Annotated in this window: 7 protein-coding genes; 2 read left to right on the top strand and 5 right to left on the bottom strand. The window is 45.2% G+C overall.

Annotation, left to right across the window (positions count from 1 at the left end; translation table 11 throughout):
• From QUA02_RS32475 to QUA02_RS32495, 5 genes are all read right to left on the bottom strand, one after another.
• Positions 1-826: PAS domain-containing protein (locus QUA02_RS32475; RefSeq protein WP_333033840.1), on the bottom strand; the 826-nt coding region annotated here is incomplete at its 3' end.
• Between the two features lie 504 nt (positions 827-1,330).
• Positions 1,331-2,656: a hypothetical protein gene (locus tag QUA02_RS32480; protein ID WP_333033846.1), complete on the bottom strand. Its 1,326-nt coding sequence runs from the start codon at positions 2,654-2,656 to the stop codon at positions 1,331-1,333.
• A 503-nt stretch (positions 2,657-3,159) separates the two neighbouring features.
• Complete coding sequence (locus QUA02_RS32485; RefSeq protein ID WP_333033841.1) at positions 3,160-3,681, bottom strand: hypothetical protein; 522 nt, start codon at positions 3,679-3,681, stop codon at positions 3,160-3,162.
• A gap of 250 nt (positions 3,682-3,931) precedes the next feature.
• Positions 3,932-4,285, bottom strand: a complete 354-nt coding sequence (locus QUA02_RS32490; RefSeq protein ID WP_333033842.1) for a hypothetical protein — start codon at positions 4,283-4,285, stop codon at positions 3,932-3,934.
• Between the two features lie 387 nt (positions 4,286-4,672).
• On the bottom strand, positions 4,673-5,773 hold the full coding sequence (locus QUA02_RS32495; protein WP_333033848.1) for a saccharopine dehydrogenase family protein: 1,101 nt from the start codon (positions 5,771-5,773) through the stop codon (positions 4,673-4,675).
• Between the two features lie 275 nt (positions 5,774-6,048).
• On the opposite strand from QUA02_RS32495, the gene QUA02_RS32500 reads away from it, so the two are divergent.
• Together QUA02_RS32500 and QUA02_RS32505 are read left to right on the top strand one after the other, a co-directional pair.
• Positions 6,049-6,273: a polymorphic toxin type 34 domain-containing protein gene (locus QUA02_RS32500; RefSeq protein WP_333033844.1), complete on the top strand. Its 225-nt coding sequence runs from the start codon at positions 6,049-6,051 to the stop codon at positions 6,271-6,273.
• A 191-nt stretch (positions 6,274-6,464) separates the two neighbouring features.
• On the top strand, positions 6,465-7,265 hold the full coding sequence (locus QUA02_RS32505; RefSeq protein WP_333033845.1) for a HEAT repeat domain-containing protein: 801 nt from the start codon (positions 6,465-6,467) through the stop codon (positions 7,263-7,265).
• The last annotated feature ends 83 nt before the right edge of the window (positions 7,266-7,348 follow it).

Raw genomic sequence — 7,348 nt, forward strand, 5'->3', positions numbered from 1 at the left:
CCCAAATATTTTTACCTATAAGTTCTTGACGCCCTTTTCGCAAGCACTGCTCTGCTTTCGCGTTGAGGTAGGTAAACTGCCACTGGCGGTTGAGCACATAAAAGCCGTCTGTGATTTTTTCTAAGATATTAACGATTTGCTTTTGCGATTTTTCCAAAGCTGCTGCTGAGAACTTGCGCTCTGTGATATCGCGGGAATTGAGGACTATGCCGTTGATGCTGGAATCGTGGAGTAAATTGTTACCAATGACTTCTAAATACACCCAAGAACCGTTAGCGTGGCGTTTCCGATATTCTACAGGCGGTGCAATTCCCGGCTGTTTGAGTAATTTTGCAAAATATGCTTGCCAAACAGGTAGATCGTCTGGGTGGATCAAATCGTCTTGGAATTCGCCAATTCTTTGTTCGAGATTGTAGCCTAACATCCGCTCTGCTGCCCTCGAATTTTGGTCTCGGATGCGTCCGTCTGCTTCGATAATTGTCATCAAATCGGAAGAATTTCGCAGGAGACTTTGCAGTCGGGATTCCCCTTTTGTCAGTGCCTGAGTCACCCTTCTGTACAGGATATGGCTTTGCTCTAACTGCTGCTCTAAATGTCTGATGCTAGCAGCTTGCTGGGAAACTTTAATGTCTAAATTGCTGTTAATTCTTTGTAACTTGGCTTGGGCTTGTTTAGACAACAAAAGCGACTGAAACTCCGCAGCCAATTCTTGTAAAGATGCGGACAACTGCTCGACATTGCTTGTTAAAATCGCCTGTTTATCTACAGGTAGTTGCTCGATATGTCCCTGCAATTCCCGCACGTGTTTCAATACATTTTGCATCATTGTAGTCAGCGTTCAAACTTATGAAGACTTTTTTATATCTCCAATCATAACACCTTATTTGAGTCAAGTGTCAAAAGAAATAAATCTTGAAGTTGAGCGGTAGATTTTTAATTTCGATGCCAATCCTCGGCGCTGATACAGATGGATAATTCCACCAAGTTTGAGCGAGAAAAAAAAATATTGAGTTCAGTTATATTACTGAAAATAGTTGTGATTTTTAAAGTGTGAATTAAACAGGACTGATATCATTTCCGCGCTTCATCGGAATCATGATTTTTCGAGTTGCAGTGCGAGCGTCCCCGCTCGCGGCGCGGATCGCGAGCGGCTCGCGGCGCGGATCGCGAGCGGGACGCTCGCACTAATATTCCGGGTTTTTCAACTTCGGTCAATCGATTTTAGAGTTGAAATTTTAGATGGGATAGAGTAAGTAATTTTACGGTGAAGTGCAGAGATTGTGATGCCAGTAGGCAAATTAGGAACAGGCCGAAAAGCCTGTTCCTAACATCAGGATTTAAAGCCCTTAGAGCTTTTCTTTTTCTCCTGTGGCTTGGATTTTGACTTGCTAACTTCGCCTAAAGCTTCCTGAAATAAGTTGTGCAGGTGCAGGGGAACGCTGGCAATTTCGGGGAGTTCGGGTTCTAAGGGTTTTTTAAACTCTTGCAGCAGGGCATCTAAATCGCGATCGATCTGAAAGTCTGTGCGCTCTAATACAGTTTGCAAAATTTGTTCTAATTTTGCTGGCTCAACTTTAGCTAACCGCCGCCAGATCCACACATTAATTGCCGGATCTTCTAGATAGCTGCGAACCAGCTTCTCGTAACCGGGAATGCTGGAAAAGTCTTCGGCTGCTAGCATTGCGGTAAACTGGCTGTAGGTAGACAAAAAGGTTTGCCCCCAGCGGGGATGAGAAAGTGCTGTCACCTGTTCGGCTTTCTTGAAGCGATCGGGCAATTCGGCTTTCGGCATTACCATTTTTGAACTAGCATTGCTGTCGATCGCTACCTCAACTGAAGAGGGATCTGCACCGGCTGCTGCTATAGCTGCTGCTTTAATTTCTTCTGCATCGACTCCCGCATCTTCAACTATTTCCGCGAGAGATTTAGTTTCATCAATGCCGATATCAGCTAGGCGTTTTTTAGTGATTACTTCCTGAAATTCAGCCAACTGTTTATTGAGGTGATATCCCGATAGCGTCACTTCATCGCTGCCAAAAAATTCGGTAAAATCTTCGTGGTACTGTTCTACCGACTGCCAAGCTTGCTCTAACAATTCCGGGGCATCGCTGTACAGGTTCTTTTTGTGATTTTGCTTGAAATTGCCGATCGCCACCGCCAACTTCGGCTTGCCCAAATTCCCCATCGGGATGCCAGGGCCCGAGAGTATCCACCAGTTATCGGTAAGGGGAGCAATCCGAGCCCGCAAGATTTCTCCTAACTTAAAGCGAGACATTTCTTGCAGGAAATTCGCGCTGTTAGGCTTGACAGCGTAGTGCTTAGCCGTCAGCCAGTTCATCAGTTCAAAGCCGTCGGGGGAAATTTGAGTGATTTCAAATAAGCCAGTGAAGCTTCTGTGGCGCCAACTTTCTAGCAAACCGGTCTCGATCTCGGTTAAATCTGGCTGACTCTCGATAAATAGATCGATCGGCGTTTTCTCTCCGACTTTACCTTCGACGGTAAAACTGTCAATCACTTGATTTTGCTGAGCAATATCGTAGCGCTCGCCGGTGGATCGAGCTGCTGCAAAAGCTTCCAAAGCTACCGCCAACTCTCCCTCAGCATCCAGCACAAAGTCAATTAAATTTTGCTTGAGTGTCCAAGCTCTTTCCAGCATTTCATCCACAAGTAATACCGATTTTGAATGAGAGGATTTAGATTAACAATTATCGGACTTGAGGCCGCGAACGCTTTCACGCTCCGGCTGCGGTTGAAGAAAGCGCATCGCCAACAATGACAGAAATATGCGATCGATGCCTGAGTCCTGAATTAAGTTTAATTTTAAGGCTAATAGTCAAAAAAGAGTGTTAATCTCAAACTCTCTTGTTAATAATTTTTTTTTGGCGATCGCCGGAAAAACAGCCCTGGCAAAGTCTTGCTGAAAAACGCGATTTCAACGGAGCCTAAAAATACCCCTCCCTGATGTAGAGAGGGGCTGAAAATTCCCCATAACTTCGCTCAACTCGCGTTGAAAATAGTCCTAGATATCAACAACAGTCCCAGACGCAGAAACTGGGTTTTTTTACCGAAACACTTCGCTGCGTTCCGCAGCCCCGGTAAAAAAGCCGGAACGGATCGAGTTTATGTGCGTCCAAGACTGAGAAATACTTGCTGACGGTGTTAGCGGCCGTCTTTGTCAATGTCGCCAGGAACAGCGCGTTCTACCCGATCCCAAGCGTCGCGCGTGGCGTGCTTAGCTTTTTCCCAAGTCACGTTCGACTTACCGCGATTTGTTTCGTAGTCGCGCTGCAAATCATCTTCGAGCTCGTTGAAGCTCTTACCAGTACCGTTGTAGCGGCTGTATCCCTCATAGCCCGTGCGGTATGCAGGCTGATAGTCGTCGTAAGTCGCGCTCGTGTCAACGTAAGGACGGGAACTGTAGTTGGTTTGCCAGTAAGCCTCTTCTACTGTGGGGTCGATCGCCTCGCCCACACCTTTGCCCGCCAAGCCGCCGCTAAACGCGCCCACAACAGCGCCCACAACAGCTCCCACAGGCCCGCCGATCGCACCGCCGATCGCAGCACCCGCAGCACCCGCACTCGCCGCACCGATACCCGTTGCCACTGGATGAGCCCCCGTTTCCCCCGAAAGCGGGTCGAGGTTAGCATCAGGTTCCTTTACCGTTTTTTTGTCATCGCTCATGATATTTTTTTCCTTTTATCTAACTGTAACTCTTATTAAATTTACCGTTTAAATTCCTATTTATTCATCTTCCTTAAGGATGAATCTGCTAGCTCAAAAAAAGGGGAACGACAAAACCCTTTTGAACGCAAAAAGTGGTTTGACACGCTCCTCTAACGCAGTAAGGTGCGCAATGCGCACCCTACATAATTGTATACTCACCGAACGTCAGTATTTACCAGCCACTTGGGTGAGATAGAAATCTGTTGATTTATTCGTTGCCCGTGACCTTTTCGATCAAACCTTCAGCTTTTTGAACTAAGCTTTCTTGCGGGTGTTCTCCCTTGTACTCCTTTAAGCTTTCGTCGTAAACTTTCTCGACCTTTGCAGGATTTTGAGCGGTTTTGACTATATCTTCGTAAGCTGCTTGGGGATTGAGATCCTCGAAACTTTCTGCGGGGTCAGTAATTTTAGCGGACGGCGACGCCTGACTCCTGTCTTGACCTGCGTAAGCAGCCTGACTGGGTGCTACCGCCATACCTGCCAGAACAATGAAAGCCAGCATACAGACCAGCAAAATGCTTTGACTCAATGTTTGCCCGAGAGCTTTTAAAACCCGCTTCATATCAACGTCTCCTCGTATTTTTTCGCAAAACTTATCGTGTTTGTTGTCCCTTCTGGGCGATCGCACATTGAAAACCTTGGTTGAAGCGCCATCTTAAAAGTCGCACCTACCGCCGATCGAGCGAAAAGGGATTTTTCTCGTCATGTCCAGTATATTAAGCGCCTGCTGGTTACTATTACTTCTACCAAAAGATAGATTAGTTAAACAACCAGGACTCATATCCTGTGAAGAGCAATTTCTGCTAAAAACCCTATCTAGCGGTTCTCCCATCAATTGCGAACCCCCTCACTCCTCTCTTCTCTTCCTTCGCCTCATAAGCGTCTTCGCTGTTCGTCAAAAAAAGCCGATTCACCAAACATCTAAAATTGCCATAAACAACCTAGAAAACTACAAAAAAACCTGCTCTATGTTGAAATTGCGACTCTCAATAGCTCCTTCAAATAGCTCAGTAGAAAGAGCTTGTTCTACCGACCAAACACCCGGTTTTGTAAGTTTGCCCTCTAACATTAATTGAGCTATGCTGCCAGTACCGATGCCCGTAGCGGTCGCAGCATTTGGGTGTACGGCACTCGAGCAAACTTTAGCGGGTTTGCCGTTTTTGAGACCGGTCACTTGCGATCGTACAGCCACGCCCACACCGCTAAAATTATTAGTAACACTGGTCATCCCGTAACTGACATAAGACAAAAACTCAATAACAGAGCGATTTTTCAGCCAGCTATCCGGCCAGTATTTGGCAACAAACCAGGTAAGGTGATTGTAAAGGTCGGGAAAAGTGCCGAATTTAGTAATAACTGTTTTAACTGGGAAAGTTTCGGGCAAAGTAATTGCTTCCGGCATATCGAACCAGTAAACGCCTGTTTTGCCGTAGGGTTGAGGAAATTCTATGGTTTCGCGATCGGTGTAGGGTTTTATCTGCTGTAGTTTGCCATCAACCAAAACATCAAAAGGCGTTTGCAAACCTAAAAAAGTAGTGCGCATTACGGTGACGCCAGCACCGCCCGAACCTCCGACAACGTAACTCAAATGGATGTGTTCTGCTGCATCTAATTGCTCGACATCTCTGCGCACCATGCTGTTAGAAATACCCGGAAAAATCCCCGTGTTGACAATCGCTGTCACCCCGGCATTTTTAGCAAGTTCGCGCAATTCTAAAGCTCTGCGAGTAAAACTGCGACTGTCGCTGACATCGGTATAATTAACACCGGCTTCTATGCAAGTTTTCAGCACCCCAGCGTCTCGGTAGTGAAAAGGCCCGGCACAGTGAACCACAAGATTAGAAGATGAAACTGCTTTTCTCACGGCTGCACTGTCCGCTAAATCGAAAGCTAGATAGTGCACCCTATCCGGCGGCAATTCCGGCGTAATACAGCCTTCAGGGTCGCGTCCGGTAATAGTAACTTCTGCGTCGGTATGGGTAACAAGGTCTTGGGCAACGCTGCTGCCAATTCGTCCCCGCCCGCCGACAATCAAAACTCGGTTTGCCATCGTTAAAAAAAGGGTAACGCTAATCTGAGTTTCTCTATTTTCAGGCATAATTTCCATCTGCACAAAGGATGAATTTGTGATAACTCATATCTTGCACCAATGTCCATAACCCCAGAGGGGCGGGGAAAACCAAAAAATCAAACTAATTGCAGACAAGTTCAATAAAGCCCCACCCAAGTATTGACAAGGTTGGGATGTCTGAGTTAGACTATAAGAATATGAACAGTTCCTACTATTTTTAATACTCCCATATAATAAACCAAAAATCAAACACTATGACAGCCGAAGGTAATGTAGCTGATACGGGTATTGTAGAAGAAGTTAACCAACTAATCGCAGAAAAAAAAGCATCAGATAAGTCTGAAGCACTCAAAATATTGAAACAGCAAGCTAAACGCGATAAAGATAACGAAAAAAAGGAAAAAATTAAAACAACCCAGAAAGCCTTTGGTGGCAGACATAGCCGCTCCAGCGGCAAAAAGAAGAAGACGAAAAGGTAAGCTGCTCAAAGAAACCTCTCCCAAAATTAGTCTGCAATTAGTGTAGTACCACGAAATTAAGAGAGTTTTGGGGGATGTCAATTACTCACACTTAGTCATTTTGATACTTGCGTAATGCCATTCAATTTAACTGACTAAGTGTGAAAATAACCTAGGCTGGAACCACTAAAATTTAGGAAGGTGCAAAAATTATGGATAAGCTGACAACTGAAATACTGCTAGATTATTGCGATTCTGATGATTATGCCCTGCAAACAGAAGCATTGATACAGCTTGTAGATGCAGAAGTTTATGCGGCTGTACCGAAGATATTAAGATTGCTAAAATCTGCCGATGAATCAATTAGAGCTGATGCAGCCGAGGCATTAGGTTATCTGGGTTCAGAGGAAGTAGAGACAGTTGGCCTTGCATTAATGCCTTTGCTAAACGATCTAGAAGAACTGGTTAGGTCTGAAACAGTTGAGGCACTGGGAGAACTTGGTTATACTCCTGCGGTTGCACCAATAGAATATATTCTCAGAAATGACCCTTCGGCACTGGTTCGCGCATCAGCAGCAGAAACTCTTGGATATTTAGAAGAACCATCCGCTATAGAAACTCTGGAGCTTTCACTGCTAGATGTTGATGAAGATAAAGCCGTGAGAGGGTATGCTGCTAATTCGATCGGGCTTTTAGGTACGCCGCAGCTATTGCCAAAACTTGAAGAGTATCTAAAATTAGAGCTTCCTTTATCAGTAAAAGCTGAATTACTGGGAGCGAGGTACTGGTTGGGCGCGAAAGAAGATATTGAAAAGCTATTGAGTTTGTTGGATAATGCTGATGAACATTTAGCAACGATCATCCTGAATATTTTAACAGATTTGACCGAACGGGAAGAGCCGCCAGCATTGGCGAAAGATGCTCCCGATTTAGAAAGGGTATTGAGTGCGATCGCGCGTCGTTTTCCCTTCACAGGGAATCAACCAGAAAAAATTCTCGCACTCGCACACTGATAAATCAATAAGCTGAGACGCAGCTAGATTGTATAATATAAAAAAATAAGCAATCATTAGTTATAGTGTATGCCAGCCAAAAA

It is taken from the genome of Microcoleus pseudofavosus SVA1_A4, from assembly GCF_036700565.1.
Classification (GTDB): Bacteria; Cyanobacteriota; Cyanobacteriia; order Cyanobacteriales; family Microcoleaceae; genus Microcoleus.

Coding starts and splice junctions, on each gene's coding strand:
- QUA02_RS32480 (WP_333033846.1), bottom strand. CDS start 2,656: ATGCTGGAAAGAGCTTGGACACTCAAGCAAAATTTAATTGACTTTGTG.
- QUA02_RS32485 (WP_333033841.1), bottom strand. CDS start 3,681: ATGAGCGATGACAAAAAAACGGTAAAGGAACCTGATGCTAACCTCGAC.
- QUA02_RS32490 (WP_333033842.1), bottom strand. CDS start 4,285: ATGAAGCGGGTTTTAAAAGCTCTCGGGCAAACATTGAGTCAAAGCATT.
- QUA02_RS32495 (WP_333033848.1), bottom strand. CDS start 5,773: ATGGCAAACCGAGTTTTGATTGTCGGCGGGCGGGGACGAATTGGCAGC.
- QUA02_RS32500 (WP_333033844.1), top strand. CDS start 6,049: ATGACAGCCGAAGGTAATGTAGCTGATACGGGTATTGTAGAAGAAGTT.
- QUA02_RS32505 (WP_333033845.1), top strand. CDS start 6,465: ATGGATAAGCTGACAACTGAAATACTGCTAGATTATTGCGATTCTGAT.